This is a genomic window from Xanthomarina gelatinilytica, from assembly GCF_000348685.1.
GTDB classification, from domain to species: Bacteria; Bacteroidota; Bacteroidia; order Flavobacteriales; family Flavobacteriaceae; genus Xanthomarina; species Xanthomarina gelatinilytica.
Genome location: NZ_ANLA01000007.1, coordinates 71760 through 88028, shown reverse-complemented (window position 1 = coordinate 88028; position 16269 = coordinate 71760). Strand labels below are relative to the sequence as shown.

The 16269-nt window shown below is 38.3% G+C and carries 15 protein-coding genes; 8 read left to right on the top strand and 7 right to left on the bottom strand.

Features of this window, described 5'->3' with window-relative positions; all coding sequences use genetic code 11:
- Positions 1-329 precede the first annotated feature (329 nt).
- From D778_RS05685 to secA, 3 genes are all read left to right on the top strand, one after another.
- The gene (locus D778_RS05685; RefSeq protein ID WP_007648606.1) at positions 330-902 is read left to right on the top strand and encodes a cob(I)yrinic acid a,c-diamide adenosyltransferase; all 573 of its coding nucleotides are present in this window, start codon (positions 330-332) and stop codon (positions 900-902) included.
- A 159-nt stretch (positions 903-1061) separates the two neighbouring features.
- Positions 1062-1283, top strand: coding sequence for a DUF2795 domain-containing protein (locus tag D778_RS05680; protein ID WP_007648604.1), 222 nt, complete (start codon positions 1062-1064; stop codon positions 1281-1283).
- A 163-nt stretch (positions 1284-1446) separates the two neighbouring features.
- Positions 1447-4803, top strand: a complete 3357-nt coding sequence (gene secA / locus D778_RS05675; RefSeq protein ID WP_007648599.1) for a preprotein translocase subunit SecA — start codon at positions 1447-1449, stop codon at positions 4801-4803.
- A gap of 134 nt (positions 4804-4937) precedes the next feature.
- Here secA and D778_RS05670 read toward each other — a convergent pair whose 3' ends face one another.
- The 3 genes from D778_RS05670 to D778_RS05660 are packed head-to-tail and all read right to left on the bottom strand — an operon-like array spanning position 4938 to position 7552.
- Positions 4938-6410: a YggN family protein gene (locus D778_RS05670; protein ID WP_007648597.1), complete on the bottom strand. Its 1473-nt coding sequence runs from the start codon at positions 6408-6410 to the stop codon at positions 4938-4940.
- Between the two features lie 13 nt (positions 6411-6423).
- Positions 6424-7017, bottom strand: a complete 594-nt coding sequence (locus D778_RS05665; protein ID WP_007648595.1) for a hypothetical protein — start codon at positions 7015-7017, stop codon at positions 6424-6426.
- Entirely contained in the window at positions 7001-7552 is a 552-nt protein-coding gene (locus D778_RS05660; RefSeq protein ID WP_007648593.1) for an RNA polymerase sigma factor, read from the bottom strand. Before D778_RS05660 ends, D778_RS05665 begins: the two co-directional genes overlap by 17 nt.
- 176 nt (positions 7553-7728) lie before the next feature.
- Between D778_RS05660 and D778_RS05655 the strand changes: the two genes are divergently transcribed.
- Positions 7729-8283, top strand: a complete 555-nt coding sequence (locus D778_RS05655; protein ID WP_007648583.1) for a DUF2911 domain-containing protein — start codon at positions 7729-7731, stop codon at positions 8281-8283.
- Positions 8284-8600: 317 nt separating this feature from the next.
- A complete protein-coding gene (gene meaB / locus D778_RS05650; RefSeq protein ID WP_007648581.1) occupies positions 8601-9677 on the top strand; it encodes a methylmalonyl Co-A mutase-associated GTPase MeaB in 1077 nt (358 codons plus the stop codon).
- A 135-nt stretch (positions 9678-9812) separates the two neighbouring features.
- On the opposite strand, the gene D778_RS05645 is transcribed toward meaB, so the two are convergent.
- Positions 9813-10757 carry an NAD-dependent epimerase/dehydratase family protein gene (locus tag D778_RS05645; RefSeq protein ID WP_040491632.1) on the bottom strand — a complete coding sequence of 315 codons (945 nt, stop codon included), beginning with the start codon at positions 10755-10757 and terminating at the stop codon, positions 9813-9815.
- Between the two features lie 157 nt (positions 10758-10914).
- Here D778_RS05645 and D778_RS05640 point away from each other — a divergent pair, with 157 nt between their 5' ends.
- From D778_RS05640 to D778_RS05630, 3 genes are read left to right on the top strand one after another with little or no spacing between them, the layout of a single operon-like run.
- Positions 10915-11628 carry a glycosyltransferase family 2 protein gene (locus tag D778_RS05640; RefSeq protein WP_007648577.1) on the top strand — a complete coding sequence of 238 codons (714 nt, stop codon included), beginning with the start codon at positions 10915-10917 and terminating at the stop codon, positions 11626-11628.
- Positions 11628-12248 carry a lipid-A-disaccharide synthase N-terminal domain-containing protein gene (locus D778_RS05635; RefSeq protein ID WP_007648571.1) on the top strand — a complete coding sequence of 207 codons (621 nt, stop codon included), beginning with the start codon at positions 11628-11630 and terminating at the stop codon, positions 12246-12248. The genes D778_RS05640 and D778_RS05635 overlap by 1 nt, the downstream gene beginning before the upstream one ends.
- Positions 12245-13882: a glycosyltransferase family 39 protein gene (locus D778_RS05630; RefSeq protein ID WP_007648570.1), complete on the top strand. Its 1638-nt coding sequence runs from the start codon at positions 12245-12247 to the stop codon at positions 13880-13882. Before D778_RS05635 ends, D778_RS05630 begins: the two co-directional genes overlap by 4 nt.
- Position 13883: 1 nt before the next feature.
- Here the strand turns inward: D778_RS05630 and D778_RS05625 are convergent, their stop codons facing one another.
- The 3 genes from D778_RS05625 to D778_RS05615 form a co-directional block, all read right to left on the bottom strand.
- Positions 13884-14456: a phosphatase PAP2 family protein gene (locus tag D778_RS05625; RefSeq protein WP_007648566.1), complete on the bottom strand. Its 573-nt coding sequence runs from the start codon at positions 14454-14456 to the stop codon at positions 13884-13886.
- 84 nt (positions 14457-14540) lie between these two features.
- A complete protein-coding gene (locus D778_RS05620) occupies positions 14541-14768 on the bottom strand; it encodes a hypothetical protein (RefSeq protein ID WP_007648565.1) in 228 nt (75 codons plus the stop codon).
- 22 nt (positions 14769-14790) lie between these two features.
- Positions 14791-16167 carry an MATE family efflux transporter gene (locus D778_RS05615; RefSeq protein WP_007648562.1) on the bottom strand — a complete coding sequence of 459 codons (1377 nt, stop codon included), beginning with the start codon at positions 16165-16167 and terminating at the stop codon, positions 14791-14793.
- Positions 16168-16269: the final 102 nt, after the last annotated feature.

The window sequence follows — 16269 nt, the reverse complement described above, 5'->3', positions numbered from 1 at the left end:
ACAAAACGTATCACGTTTCACCTTTCACACGTCACTCTTAACCTATAAGCTTTTCTCTTACGCCTTTTCCCTTATATCTTTTTCCCTTATGCTTTTTCTAAATGAGTAAATGAAATAATGAACTAATAAACACAAATTCATAATTCTTAATTCTTAATTCATAATTCTTAATTCTTAATAAGCGTCTTCGACCCTTCGATATGCTCAGGACAGGTTCAGCTCAGACTAACAAACTCTTTGCACTTTTCACGTTTCACTTATGCTTATGCCTTATCACTTTTTAACCTATAACCTTTTGCCTTTTCACTTTTTCATTTTAACTTTATCACATGAAAATTTACACAAAAACAGGAGATAAAGGCACCACGGCCTTATTTGGTGGCACCAGGGTGCCAAAACACCACATACGCATAGAAAGTTATGGTACCGTTGATGAATTGAATGCCCATATAGGCTTGTTAAAAGATCAAGACATGGATGTGCACTACAAAGACTTGTTATCGCATATTCAAGACAGGCTCTTTACGGTTGGTGCCATTTTGGCTACAGACCCAGATAAAGCCCTATTAAAAAGTGGTAAGGAACGTTTAAACATCCCTAAAATATCGGATGCAAACATAGAGCGTCTGGAAACGGAAATGGACCAGATGAATGAGAGTTTACCACCCATGACCAACTTTATCCTTCCGGGAGGGCACCAAACCGTGTCATTCTGTCACATAGCACGCTGTGTGTGCCGTAGGGCCGAACGTTTGGCAACTGCCTTAAACGATTTGGAACCCATAGAACCAAACACACTTAGGTATTTAAACCGTCTATCTGACTTCCTTTTTGTCTTGGCACGAAAGTTGTCTTCTGATTTAAAAGCAGACGAAATTAAATGGATTCCCGAAAAGTATTAATCCGTCTCTTTCACTGTAAACACCTGAAAACACATTGGCTATTTTTCAGTAAAAACAGTGAGAAAACACGTTCTTTTTTTTCATGAGCAATTAATTGCTTTTTTTCTTGTTTATATGAACTAAAAATTTATTTTTGCAAAAAATAAAAACAATTAAAGAATGTATTGGACATTAGAATTAGCATCATATTTAAGCGATGCGCCTTGGCCTGCAACTAAAGATGAATTAATTGATTATTCCATTAGAACAGGAGCACCATTGGAAGTAGTTGAAAATCTTCAGTCTATTGAAGACGAGGGAGACCAATATGAATCAATCCAAGAAATTTGGCCTGATTATCCAACAGACGAAGATTACCTCTGGAATGAGGATGAATACTAATAAGTAACAAATTATTAAAAAGTCTCGTTCAGAGACTTTTTTTGTGCTTAATTTTTCGGGAAACTTAATAACAAACCGTACCTTTGAGGGTTATAAAACCTCTAAAAGTACATAACATATTTTTATCGGTCCATAAACTGATACAACTAAAAATTACATACAAATGACCCTTTTAGATTCCGTACTAAAAATATTTGTCGGCGACAAGTCGAAACAAGATGTCAAGGCCATCATGCCTTTAGTAAATAAAATAAAAACCTTTGAGGCCGCTTTAGAAAGCTTATCCCACGACGCGTTACGTGCCAAGACCACAGCTTTTAAAGAGCAGATTGCTGAAGCCAGGAAACCTTACCACGAGACCATAGAAAAACTTATGGCCGAAGCCGAAGCCACGGAAGACATTGATAAAAGAGAGGACATCTATCAAGAAATAGATGGCATAAAAGATACCATTTATAAGGTAACCGAAGAGGTATTGAACGAGATCTTGCCAGAAGCTTTTGCCGTTGTTAAAGAAACAGCCAAGCGTTTTGTTAACAACTCCGAGATTACGGTAACAGCCAGCACTTACGACAGGGAACTGTCTGGAGAAAAAGATTATGTTAGCTTGGATAACGAGAAGGCCATTTGGTCCAATTCTTGGGATGCTGCCGGAAAACCCATTACTTGGGACATGGTACATTACGATGTGCAACTTATAGGAGGTATAGCCATGCACCAAGGTAAAATTGCCGAGATGCAAACTGGGGAAGGTAAAACCTTAGTGGCCACCTTGCCTATGTATTTAAATGCCCTTGCCGGCAAAGGGGTACACTTGGTAACGGTAAACGATTACCTGGCGAAACGTGATAGCGCATGGATGGCCCCAATTTTTCAGTTCCATGGGTTAACCGTGGATTGTATTGATTACCACCAACCAAACTCAGCTGCGCGTAAAAAAGCCTACCTAGCAGACATTACCTACGGAACTAACAACGAATTTGGTTTTGACTACCTACGTGATAATATGGCCCACTCGCCAAACGACCTGGTACAACGTCCACACCATTTTGCCATCGTGGATGAGGTGGATTCTGTATTGGTAGATGATGCTAGAACCCCATTAATTATTTCCGGACCTGTTCCCAAAGGCGACATCCATGAGTTTGACGCATTAAAACCAAAAGTAGAAGACATTGTTTCGGTACAACGCAAATACTTAACAGGTGTGTTGGCCGAAGCCAAAAAACTAATCGCTGAAGGCGACACCAAAGAAGGAGGTTTTCAGTTGTTGCGTGTGTACAGGGGAATGCCAAAAAACAAAGCACTTATTAAGTTTTTAAGTGAAGAAGGGATCAAGCAATTGCTTCAAAAAACCGAAAACCAATACATGGCCGACAACAACAGGGAGATGCCAAAGGTAGATGCCGAGTTGTATTATGTGATTGAAGAAAAAAACAATCAAATTGAACTTTCCGATAAAGGGATTGAATATCTTTCCGGTAGCGACGATCCACAATTTTTTGTGATGCCGGAAATTGGAACCGAAATAGCTAAAATAGAAGCACAAAACCTATCCAAAGAAGCCGAAGCTGAAGCCAAAGAAGAATTGTTTAGGGATTTTGGGATTAAATCGGAACGTATCCATACCCTTAACCAACTCCTGAAAGCCTATGCCTTATTTGAAAAGGACATTCAATATGTGGTTATGGACAATAAGGTCATGATTGTTGATGAACAAACAGGACGTATCATGGATGGACGTCGTTATAGCGATGGATTGCACCAAGCCATAGAAGCCAAAGAAAACGTAAAAATTGAAGCAGCCACGCAAACCTTTGCTACGGTTACGCTTCAAAATTACTTTAGAATGTATCGTAAACTCTCTGGGATGACAGGTACTGCTGTTACAGAAGCTGGTGAGTTTTGGGAAATATACAAATTGGATGTGGTTGAAATTCCAACCAACAGACCTATTGCCAGAGACGACAGAGAGGATTTGGTTTACAAAACCAAACGTGAAAAATACAATGCAGTTATAGATGAGGTCACCCGACTATCAGAAGCTGGCCGACCAGTATTGATTGGTACCACCTCGGTAGAGATAAGTGAATTGTTAGGCAAGATGCTTAGCATTAGAAAAATACCTCACAACGTCTTAAACGCGAAGCAGCACAAAAAAGAGGCAGAAATTGTTGCCGAAGCCGGGAATTCCGGTCAGGTAACCATTGCTACCAACATGGCTGGTCGTGGTACGGACATTAAATTATCGGAAGCCGTAAAAAAAGCTGGAGGTTTGGCCATTATTGGTACAGAGCGTCACGATTCGCGTCGTGTGGACAGACAGTTACGTGGTCGTGCTGGGCGTCAAGGAGACCCAGGAAGTTCGCAGTTTTATGTGTCTTTGGAAGATAATTTAATGCGCCTTTTTGGTAGTGAACGTATTGCAAAAATGATGGACCGAATGGGCTTGAAAGAAGGTGAAGTGATTCAACATTCCATGATTTCAAAATCCATTGAACGTGCCCAAAAGAAGGTAGAGGAAAACAACTTTGGCGTTCGTAAACGCTTGCTGGAGTATGATGACGTGATGAACTCGCAACGTGAAGTGGTTTACAAACGTCGCCACCACGCCCTCTTTGGGGAACGTTTGCGTGTGGACTTGGCAAATATGATCTACGATACTTCGGAAGGTATTGCCGAAACCAACAAAGCAGCAAACGATTATAAAAACTTTGAGTTTGAACTGATTCGTTATTTCTCCATGAGCTCCCCAATAACAGCAGAAGCTTTTGGAAAACTATCGGTTCAAGACATTGCCTCACAGGTTTATAAAGCAGCCTTTACGCATTACAGGGAAAAAATGACCAGAAATGCCGAATTGGCGTTTCCTGTTATTAAAAATGTGTACGAAAACCAACGTGATAAATTTAAGCGTATTGTGGTACCATTTACCGATGGCGTTAAAACCCTACAAGTGGTAACAGACCTGGAAAAGGCTTATGAAACCGAAGGGAAACAGTTAATCACAGATTTTGAGAAAAACATTACCCTTGCCATTATAGATGATGCTTGGAAAACCCATTTACGTAAAATGGACGAGTTGAAGCAATCGGTTCAATTGGCTGTTCACGAACAGAAAGATCCATTGCTTATTTACAAGTTTGAGGCTTTTGAATTGTTCAAGGGCATGATAGACCAAGTAAACAAAGATGTGATTTCCTTCTTGTTTAAAGGGGAACTTCCTAGTGAGGAAACCAATGCCATTCAAGAAGCCAAACAAACCAGAAAAAAAGAGAATTTACAAACACAGAAAGATGAAATCCCTAATCTGGATGAGCGTTCGGCACAAAACAGAGCTGCTGGAAACACACAACGTCAACCAGAGGTTGTGGAAACCATTGTTCGTGACAAACCTAAAATTGGAAGAAATGATAAGGTAACCATAAAGCATGTGATGAGTGGGGAAAACAAAACCCTTAAATACAAGCAAGCTGAACCTTTAATTTCAAGTGGTGATTGGGTGATGCTAGAAGATTAGTTAGCAAACAACCCTGAAGCCAAAACCACAAACGCCACTTACAGTGTTGCCGGTTAAAAGCTTCTCATTTAAATAGTGTTAAAATATAAAGTCCCAAGGTTCACACTTTGGGATTTTGTTTTTAGAAGCTGTAATTATTGTAGGGTCACCTGACTGTACTTGGCATTTACCACAATGGTTTTATCGCTGGCCAAATTGCCTGTGGAAAAAGATGTATTGATCTCGTCTGAAGTTTTTTTGGGATGTTTTAATCTGGAGTATGTTCCTTTAAATTGAAAATTATAATCAGTTTTTGGCAAGCTTAGCCTTGCTTTGCTATTTTTCAAAACAATATTTAGGTTATTGAAAGCAGCTGAGATATGACCTATAATCAAGTCGCCAAAACTCCCATCAATAATGGCATTGCCTTGTAGTTCGCCTATAGAGATATTGGATGAATTGGAACTCAAAGCCAATCTGTTAACCATACCTAAGTCTGCTTTTTCAACATAATTCAGTTTTAATTCCCCCAAGTTCCAATAGGAAATTGTCACTGGGGAATAAGAAGCATTGATGGAAGTCTCACTTCCATCAATGCCATTTGCCAAGAAACTGGTATGTGACAAATCGGCTTTTAAGTTGTGAATTGCTGAGGCCATAATCAATTCGCCATAACGCACATTCAAATTAAGTTTGGCTTTTTTAGGCATCTTAATTCTTATGGTCTTTTTCACTTTTTGGTCATTCATACCAACATCTGAACCCTGTATGGGTTTTTGACTGTTTGAGCGGATTTTGGCTCGGTTTCTATAAGCCTCTTCCCTAGCCTCCATGGCTTCTTTGCGCTGTTCTTGGGCTTCCATGCGTTGTTCCAGTGCAGCTGCCCTGGCTTCCATGCGTTTTTCAAATTGTTGGCCCCAGGCTTCCATGTCTTTGCCAAATTGCTCTCCAAATTCTTTACCAAATTGTTCTCCCCAAGCTTCCATACGTTTTTGAAAGTTTTTCATTTCCTCGCTGGATTCCACTTGTTTGGCCCAAGCTTCCATACGTTTGGCATATTCCTTACCGTAGGTTTCACCATATTCCTTACTCCATTTTTCCATATAAGCATCGCCTTCCTTTTGATATTTTTCGAAATTGAAATCAGACTTGGTCATGCCTTCGGGCAATTCTGGTAGTTTCGGCATTTTGGGCATTTTGGGCATATTGGCCAAGTCTAAAGATTCCATCAACCCATCCATAATGGGCATATTGGCCAATTCAAATTCCAGATCCTGTAAGGCTCCAAAAGATTGCTCGCTTAAAATTTGATGATTATAGGCCCAAGCTTGGTTATCGGCATCTGAAGTAATCGTTACCGAATGGTTAGACCCTTCAACTTCTATTTTCCAATTGTCCAGATAGGTTTTTAACTCCTCCTTGCTTAGAGAGCTGCTCTCCACAAATGCTTCTATCTCTATAAGATCCTTGTTCCAGGTATCTATTTCTATAGTGGTGTAATTGGTATTTAAGTCTATGGTGACCTGATCGGTCACTTTAATGGATTGGGATATTTTTTCCAGTTTTTGTTGGGCTTTTGTTCCAAGGACCGTTAGAAAAAATAAGCTTGTTATGAGTATGTGTTTCATTTTTAAGATTGTTTTATACGTTTGTTCGTTTTCTGATTGAATCGGTTGTTTTTAAAGTTTCCAGTTGTTCTTTTAAACGGTACATGAGGTTTAAACGAAACTTTAAATTGGTAATCAAGGCATTGACGGTTAGCTCGTTGGGTCCGGAATGGGTTAGCTCTAAAGAGATGCGTTTATACTCTTGGTTTAAAGTCTCCAACTGGGTGAGGTAACCATCTATAAGGTCTTTGTTTTCTGGGGTTAGGGTTACTTTGGACAATTCAAAATTGATATTCGCCAAGTAATAATCTTCCACCTTTTTTAGATCTGGTGAAATATCCCCCAAAGTCCTAGTTGGTATTTCCCCTTTGTTGAATTCTGTATCCGTAGGCGTATCCACCACTTGGATGTTTCCTGGTACTTGAAAGTACTTAAAGGTACCAAAACCCACCCCTAAAACCACAACAATACTAGCGGCTATATACCACCAAGACCATGTTGTTTTAGGAGTCTTGGAAAACTCAGCATCCAATTTCTTGAGAAAACGCGCTTCATGACCTGCTGGCAGGTTTGCCTGTGTTTCATTTTTTTGCTCCTTTTGGAATAACTCCCTAATATCTTGTGCCATTTTTTACCTGTTTTAACCGTTCTTGCAATTGTAATTTCCCTCTATATAGCTGTGTTCTTGAGGCGACTTCCGAGATTTTTAAGATTTCCGAAATTTCTTGATGGTCGTAGCCTTCCATAATGTAAAGCATGACCACATATCTGTATTTTTCAGGTAGCTTAAGGATGGCCTCTTTAATGTCGTCCAAAGTAACAGCATCGTCCACCAACCATTTGTCGTTCTCATCTGTATCCACAACTTTTAGGTGCACCTCTTCCAAAGCGACCATTTGTTGGTTTTTGGATTTTAAAGCATCGATACAGGTGTTGATGACAATACGTTTTAACCAAGCTCCAAAAGTGACCTCAGCTTGATACTGATGAAGTTTGGAAAACGCTTTAATAAAAGCTTCCTGAACCATATCTTCGGCTTCAGCATCCTGTTTCAAAAATCGCTTTGCCACAATATACATGCCCTGGCAGTACTGGTTGTATAATTGCATTTGTGCCTTGCGATCGTTTTGTTTGCATTTTTCAATAATGCTGCTTTGAAACATGCCTTACTTTTGGTTTTTAATTGGTTTGTTCCCTTTAAAGACGACAGAAAAAATGGGTTGTTGCAAAAAAGTGATATTTTTTTGAAGTTATTAAAATATTTGGAAAGAAATTTGCGTTTCATTTTTACTTAATATATCTTTTAAAGTATCTTTATCTCTCAAAAAAATAGCTAGTTATGAATAGATTTTTAAAATGGATCATTGGACTTTTAGTGCTTGTTGCTATTGGTGTTTTTGTGTACTCTGTTTTAAATGATGGCCTGTTGAAAAAACCATTGAGTCCGAAAAAAATTGTCAGTTTTAAGGTAGATGATATTGAATTGAAGGTTTTTTACAATAGACCTTCCAAAAGGAATCGTGAGATTTTTGGAGCGCTGGTACCTTACAATCAGGTTTGGCGAACAGGAGCCAACGAAGCTACAACCTTTGAAACCAACAAACCTTTAAAAGTGGGTAGCGACTCCCTTCCTGCTGGAAAATATACTTTATGGACCATCCCCAACGACTCCACATGGCATGTGATGTTCAATAGAAAAGAATACCCATGGGGCGTAGACATGGAAATGAAACCCATGAGAGAGCCTGAGTTTGATGTGGTGGATGTGGAAGTTCCTGTCCAAAAAATTGATACTACCGTGGAACAATTTACCATTGGCTTTGATAATTCCACTGATAATTTGTCTTTAACCATGGCTTGGGATAACACAAAAGTTGTTGTGCCATTGAAATAAATAGCCTTTGTGTTGTTTAAGATTTAAGGTTCTTAATTCTTTATACTTTGTACTTTGTTCTTGGATCTAGGTTTAAGATTTAAAGTTCAATATCCTATGCTATAAACTCCAATCCCCAACCTGCCTGTACCGGAGGGTACGTTCGGGTGGGTTTCCAATCAATAAACCCTAAGATTCAAGGCGTTGGATTAAGGGTTTAAGTTTGTTTTTACAAGCCTTTAAAAATTTAGTTTTACTTCCGAAAATATAATGATATCTTTATCTTTTAAAAGCATTTCAAATATTGAATCTCAACTTTTGAACAAATAATAGCTCAGGTGGCAAAAGAAAAAAAATCGGCATTGGAAGAAAAAAAAGGCATTCAAGAACCTGAAAGCATTAACAGGTCTTCCATTGCTAGGATAAAATCCAAACGTCACAAACAACCCAGTACCGAAGATCTAATTTCCGGAATATTACAGGGCGATATCACAGCCTTAAGTCGGGCCATTACCCTTATTGAAAGCAAGAACCCATCACATTTTGAAAAAGCGAATGCCCTTATAAAAGGGTGTTTGCCACATGCCAATAAATCTGTGCGCATAGGTATTACAGGAGTTCCTGGGGTAGGCAAAAGCACCTTTATAGAAAGTTTTGGCTTACTGGCTACAAGTCTGGGAAAACAAGTAGCTGTTTTAGCCGTAGACCCAAGCAGCTCGGTAAGCAGAGGCAGTATTTTAGGTGATAAAACCCGAATGGAAGCTTTGGTAAAAGAGCCTAAGGCTTTTATTAGGCCTTCAGCTTCTGGGGAATCGCTTGGGGGTGTTGCCAGAAAAACCCGGGAAACCATTATTTTATGTGAAGCTGCTGGTTTTGACACCATTATAATTGAAACTGTTGGGGTGGGACAAAGTGAGACTGCCGTGCACAGCATGGTAGATTTTTTCCTGTTATTGAAATTAGCAGGAGCCGGAGACGAACTTCAAGGTATAAAACGGGGTATTATGGAAATGGCAGACCTTATAGCCATCAATAAAGCTGATGGGGACAACCTAAAACAAGCCAAAGTGGCCAAGGTGGAATTTAACAGGGCCTTGCACCTGTATCCTAAAAAATCTTCCGGATGGCAACCCAAGGTCATGTTGTGCAGTGCCTTAAAAAATGAAGGCATTCAAGATATCTGGGAACAGATTCAGGATTATGTTTCGCTGACCTACAAAACAGCCTATTTTAATAAAAAGCGAAGTGAACAAAATAAATTTTGGCTCATTCAAACCATTGAGGAGCATTTGAAATCGAATTTTTTCAATGACAAAGAAATTAAGGTAGCCCTAGAAAAACAACTGCAATTGATTGAAGAAAACAAAACAACTCCTTTTGCTGCTGCAGATTACCTTTTAAGGTTCAAGGTTTAAAATTAAAGACTCGAAAAATACCCTTTGTAAGGGAGCGAAACCCTAGAAATCCATGTAATAACCGTTAGAAATTAAAACTGAGGTTATAAGGTTGTAATCGATACCAAAAACCTTAATGACAAAACTATTGAAATTTTATTTTAAAAAATGGGCCTTGTACCATTCCACCTGCTTTTTAACCCCATCCAACAAGGTGGTTTGTGGATTGTAAGCAAGCAGTTTTTTGGCTTTATCTATATTGGCCTTGGTACGTAACTGATCGCCAGCCCTCGCTTCCACATGAGCTATTTTAATAGATTTCCCAATTACGGATTCCACAGCTTCAATCCCTTCTTGTGTGGTATGTTCCACCTCTGTGCCCAAGTTGATAATTTCCCCATCAACTGCATGTTCCTTATCGATAATACTTACTATACCATCTACAATATCCCCAACATAGGTAAAACTTCTCAAATGTGTGGCGGAACCTTTATATAAGGGGAATGCTTGGTCATTGAAAGCACAGGCTATAAGTTTGGTGTACATTTTCTCCGGTCGTTCCCGAGGGCCAATTACCGAATAGAGTCTTAAAGAACAGGCTTTCATTTTCTTTTCCCTTGATTTTTGAAGTACCAACTGCTCTGCTGCCAATTTGGTAACTCCATAATGCGAGGCTGGTTTAGGTGCCATACTTTCAGGAAAGGTGGCTTCCAAACCATATATGGAAGAGGTTCCTATGTTTGCAAACATTTTTAAATTTGGTAGCTGCAAGGCATAATCTATGAGATTTTTGGTAGCCAAGATGTTGTTTGTAAAATAGTCTTCAAAAGTGGATGTTTTGGAAATTCCCGGTTGGGCAGCAAAATGAAAAATATAGGCAACATCCTGAGGCAGCCTTTGCAACAGATCGGCATCCCTTAAATCTTTTTTTATAACAGTTATGCCTTTTTCCAGGAGTGCTTTTTCATTCAATTTCTTTAAGCTTTCACTATAATAAGGCGAAAAATTATCGATTCCCACAACTTGATGTCCCAAACTTTGCAAGCGCTCTGCTGTGTGTGAACCAATAAACCCTACGGCTCCTGTTACTAAAATCTTCATAGATGGTTTGTTAGTTTTATGCTGCTTTAAAAACATAAACCTAGTTATTTAAAATGGTTATTTCAAATGTTTTAAAGCTATTACAAAGAAACATTTTTTTTTTGTAAGATTGGAATTCTTTAAAAAAGAATACATTTGCAGTACCAAGAAACCATTTATGAGTTACGATTTTACCATTATAGTTCCCGTTTATAATGAAGAAGATAATTTAATTCGTGTTGAACAAGCGCTGTTGGATTACACCAAAATTGCAACCAGGAAAACCAAAATCCTTTTTGTTAACGATGGCTCCAAGGATACAAGCCAAGACCTTATTGAAAGCATTTGCAACAGACAAACAGATTTCAATTATATCTGTTTTAAGGAGAACAGGGGTTTAAGTGCTGCCATCAAAGCTGGTTTTGATTATGTCGACACGCCTTTGGTAGGCTATATAGATTCCGATTTACAAACAGCCCCAGAAGATTTTAATTTACTTTTAGAGCACATAGACACTTACGACTTGGTAACTGGAGTGAGGGCCAACAGAAAAGACAGTTTTGTTAAAAACATGTCGTCTACCATTGCCAATGGAATCCGACGTGCCTTCACCCACGATGGCATGGACGATACGGGATGCCCTTTAAAAGTTATTAAAACAGACTATGCCAAACGCATCCCCATGTTTAAGGGGTTGCACCGATTTTTACCAGCCATGATTTTGTTACAGGAAGGAAAAATCATTCAGGTTCCCGTACAGCACTTTCCAAGAATAGCAGGTACTGCCAAGTTTGGCTTATGGAACCGATTGCTTGGCCCTTTAATGGATTGTTTTGCTTATTTGTGGATGAAGAAAAAGTATATTAACTATACTGTAGCTAAAAAAGGATAATGAGCAACTGGATTACATATAGTATTGGGTTTTTGGCTCAAATTTTATTCTCTTCCAGACTTATAGTACAATGGCTCACTTCAGAAAAACAAAAACAGGTAACCACACCTACCCTGTTTTGGTCCTTAAGTCTAATGGCTTCCTTTTTACTGTTTGTTTATGGATATTTAAGAAACGACTTTGCCATCATGTTTGGACAGGCCTTAACCTATTTTATATACATTAGGAATTTACAATTACAGAATCAATGGCAACGTTTGCCTAAAATCCTACAGATATTTTTGTTTTTTGTCCCAATTTTCATTGTTATTTTTTATTATAACAACAATGCCATAGATGTGGAACTATTATTTAAAAACGAAGCCATTCCGTTTTGGTTATTGGCCTTGGGCATTGTGTCTCAAGTTGTTTTTACCCTACGTTTTGTGTATCAGTGGATTTATTCCGAAAGACACAAAGAATCTGCTTTGCCTTTGGGTTTCTGGATTTTAAGTCTGTTTGGTTCTACATTGATTTTAACCTACGCCATTTTTAGGAAAGATCCAGTCCTGTTTGTAGGTCATGTTTTAGGAACCGTTATTTATATTAGAAATCTTGTTTTATTACATAAATCGGCATGATAAAACTTATAAAAAGACATCCTGTTATTAGTATCTGTTTGTTTACAGCCTTTATGTTGTTACCCAATTTAAAGGTATTGGATGTTTCCATCATGGAAGCCAGGAACTTTATCACAGCCAGAGAAATGGTACAAGATGGCAACTGGTTGTTAACCACCATGAACGGCGAACCACGTTACGAAAAACCTCCCTTACCAACCTGGCTTACTGCTGTCTCTGGATTGCTATTTGGTATAAAAAGCACCTTTGCCCTTAGGCTTCCAGCCATTTTGTTTATCATGATTCTTGGAGTGTCCATATTTAAAATTTCAATGTTATTGGTTAAAGATACCACACAGAGCCTGCAACATGCTTTTATTGCCATAACTTCCTTTTATATTATAGCTATTACCATTGAAGCGCCTTGGGATATTTTTACACATGGCTTTATGTGTGTGGCCATCTATCAGTTATTTCTTTTGTTTGAAAAAAATAAATCCTATTGGAAACACAGCTTTCTGGCAGGTTGTTTTATAGGCTTTTCGTTTTTAAGCAAAGGTCCCGTTTCCATGTATGCCTTGATGTTGCCTTTTTTGTTGGCTTATGGTTTTGTATTTAAATACAAGAACGTAAAAGCCAAGGCCTTTTCCTTTTTAAGTGTGATTGTTTTGGCGTTAGTGGTTGGAGGTTGGTGGTATTTGTATGTAAGATATCAAGATCCCGACACCTTTCATGCCATTACAGACAAGGAAACTTCCAATTGGTCCAGTTATAACATCAGACCGTTTTATTATTATTGGAGTTTTTTCACTCAAAGTGGCCTTTGGACCATTCCTGCTTTTATAAGTTTGTTGTATCCTTATTTAAAGACAAGGGTAAACCATTTAAAGGGCTATCAATTTAGTTTGCTTTGGACCCTTTTGGCCGTTCTGCTCCTTTCCCTAATTCCAGAAAAGAAATCGAGATACCTGATGCCTGTTTTAATTCCGTTGGCAATCAATATTGGGTTTTATATAGACTATTTAATCAGACGTTTTAACACGCTCACCGATAAACGTGAAACCTTTCCGGTATATGTTCATTTTGGACTTATAGCTTGTATTGGACTGGCTTTTCCCATTCTTGGCTATGTGTTTTTAAAGGATGCGATAACCAGTCATTTGGTATCCTACATTTTGGCATCAATTGTTTTATTCGGATTGGGGCTAAGCATGTTAGCTTATTTGAGACAAAAAAATATACGTATGGTATTTAGACTTACAATTCTCTTTTTTGCAGGTGTTATACTAACGGTCTTGCCACTTTCCAAAGGGGTGACAAATGAGCAATACCAGTCTATTTCAAATCTTAAAACCGAACTGGAAGCTGAAGGATTGAAATTGTATGCCGAAAATTATGTGTCTCCAGAAATGCTTTGGTATTATGGAGACAAAATTCCTTTTATCTCCTTGTACGATGAGGAAACCAAGATGCCAAAAGAGAGCAGGTTTGGATTGCTTAGCAAAGACCCTTTAAAGGAAAAAACATTAAACCGATTGGAAACCGATTTTGAAATTAAAAAGCTAAGAACCTATAATTTAAACCGTTTCCCTTCAGATTCCAAACCCTATAACGACAGGCTTTTGAACGTGTTTTATATTTTTGAGAGAAAGTAAGTTAGTGAAGCTTGTATTTATGCTTTAAAAACTGACTTAGTTTATAGAACATAAATCCAGAACCTGCTCCAAACACAAAACCACTTAGCACATCCAGAGGGTAATGAACACCTATATAAATCCTGCTATATCCCATTAAAGCAGACCAAAAAAGCATGATAAAAATAAGGTATCGGTATTTATGCCTTAGCAGCAAGCCTACAAAAACAGCAACTGCCATGGAATTGGAGGCATGACCAGAAAAATAGCCATATTTACCACCACAATGTGGTTTTACCAATCGCATGACACTTTGTAAAGCTTCTTCATGACAAGGTCTAGGACGCATGAGCCCATGCTTAAACAAATTGGTGATTTGGTCTGTAAAAGTGACCATAAGAGCTACAACCACCAAGGTTACCAAAAACATTTTTGGTGTATGCTGCCTAAATATTAAAAACAACAACACAGCATAAAAGGGTATCCAATAAAACTTGGTGGTATAAAACATCCAAAAAGCATCCCAAGTGGTACTTCCTAAGTTGTTAAGGTATAAAAAAAGGTCTGTGTCCAGTTGTAAAAGTTGTTCTAACATGTGTTATGGGTACCTATAGTTAAAAATGCTTAAAATATCCCTGATTAGTTTTATTCAAGCCCTTATTTGATTATTGTGTGTTTATTAATCTTCGTAACGGGAAATTTCCCTGTCGTAAAAATCGGTTGCTTGTTGGATTAAACTTTCAGCCTCCATTTCAAGTTCTTTTTGATCGTGCTGATCGAAATCTTCCAACCATTCCACATCATCATTTTCTAAATTGATAATAAATCTAGGAAATTCTGTGTGTATCACAAAAATTGCTGTTGGATAATCGGTGTTGTCGCCTAATAAGAATTTTGGGAAATCCATAGTTGTTGTTAGTTGTTAGTTGTTAGTTGTTATCAAGAATCAATTTTTTAGTAAGATAATTAAATCGAACATATAATAAAATAGCGGCTGTTGTTAATCCTGCCAATAAGCCCAACCAAATCCCAAAACTTCCATAAGCTTCCTCTTTTCCCAAGAAAAAACTAATAGGAAACCCTATGATCCAATAGGAAACAAAGGTCATAATGGTTGGGATTTTTACATCCTGTAAACCTCTTAGAGCACCAAGCATCACGACTTGAATGCTATCACTTATTTGAAAAAAGGCTGCTGCTATCAATAGTTTGGATGCAATGCTTACCACTTCGGTATTGTCTGCCAGGTTTTCCAAATCGTTAAAATCCACATACATTTTAGGTAAATGCTTATGAAACGCAAAAAAGACTATGGCAAAAAAGACAGCAAATATGGTTCCCAATAAAAAAATGGAAAAGGCAATGCGTCTCAGTTCCAGATAATTTTTTAAGCCTTTCTGGTTACCAACCCGAATCATGGAAGTGACACTTAATCCCATAGCCACCATAAAGGTCATGGACGATAGGTTTAAAGCTATTTGATTTGCTGCCTGTGGGTTTTTGCCCAACAAGCCACTTAACCAAATGGCTGCTGTAAAAATGGCCACTTCAAAAAACATTTGCATGGCACTTGGAGCACCCAAGTTCATCAGTTTTTTTAGCATCAATTTGTTTAATGAAAAAAACTTGATGTTGGTAACATAGGCTTTGGATTTTTCTTTTCCTTTTAGCAACCACCAAATATATGCCACCATGACCACTCGTGATGCCAATGTACCATAAGCAGCTCCAACTATGCCCAGTTCTGGAAAACCAAACTTTCCAAAAATCAACACGTAGTTTAAAAACACGTTTACCACATTTGCCAAAATGGTTGCATACATGGGATATCTGGTCATGGACAAACCGTCGCTGAACTGTTTAAAGGCCTGAAACACTATTAATGGAATTAATGAAACGGCCACCAAATTTAAATACGGAATAGCCAGTTCAACCACTTCCAAGGGCTGTTTCATTAAATACATGAGGGGTTTTGCAAAAAACACCAATAGGAACAAGGAAACCCCTAAAACGGTACATAAAAACAGACCGTGTTTGAATGCCGATTTCCCTTTTGAAAAATGTTTGGCTGCATCTGCTTCGGCAACCAAAGGCGTAATGGCCGTAGAGAAACCTATCCCTAAAGACATGGCAATAAACATAAAACTATTACCAAGGGACACAGCAGCCAGTTCGGCAGTTCCCAATTGCCCAACCATCACATTGTCTATAAACTGCACAAAGGTATGTCCCAACATGCCCAACATGACAGGAGCCGACAGTTTCCAGTTGTATTTAAACTCTTTGGTGTAGTTGCTTAAAACCATTTGGCAAAAGTAGCACTTAGCTTTTTGTTAAACTAACCAACTGTTGGTTTTTATAACAGATTAACATCCTGTTAAGAATTTGGTTTTATGGCTTTCAGTATC